Source organism: Bartonella sp. MR168JLCBS (assembly GCF_042194175.1).
Map to the genome: position 1 here is coordinate 1 of NZ_JBHIMP010000377.1, position 707 is coordinate 707.

Below are 707 nucleotides of genomic sequence, written 5' to 3' on the forward strand. Positions count from 1 at the left end.
TTATAAATCAACATATCAGAGACAAAACATATCCTTTGTTATTTTATTTTTTATTCACATCTTTAAAGATAGAAGGGGGGTAAGCAAATAAATATAAGGAGACGGAATTTTCAAAGTTGCTTCCACAAACTATCACCAATGATAACTTCTTTTCAAAATATTTTTTTAACGACACAAGAAATCCAAAATGTTTCCACTTCTAAAAATTGAAACTTTTGAAAAGACCCTTCTTTATCTTTATAGTAAGATCATTGCTTTTTTCTCTTGCTCTCATTCAAACTAACAAGAAATCGAAAAGAGAAACATATTCTAAGCGCACGATCTTATCTGAATATTTTACTCAAGCTGCCTTCTTTGCTGATCTGCAGGAACAAAAAGACTTGACACTCTTTGCTGCTGCTTTTGCTTTTTTATATCTTTCATTTGAAGACGAAGAATTTCTACCCTGTGACTGTGCAGCATTATCTTTGTGATCCCTAAACCGTTTTTGACCTTTCGATTTTCTAAAATGAAGTTCCTGAGCATTTCAACCATTTTAGAACAAACATGATTCTCAGGAACCGTAATGATAGAATCTGGTGAAAATTACTTTAGCATCGTGTAATTTAACGCACCAATTTCAGCTACAGCAGCACCATCTACAAATGTATTAATATTTTCAAGTTTGACATGTTTTCCACTCTTCAAACAAGTGAGCAAGCTTGCAG

Annotated in this window: 1 pseudogene; it reads right to left on the reverse strand. The window is 32.7% G+C overall.

Going from position 1 to position 707, the window contains the following annotated elements:
* Positions 1-519 precede the first annotated feature (519 nt).
* Positions 520-707: pseudogene (locus ACFIK8_RS11490) on the reverse strand (threonine dehydratase); the annotation flags it as partial.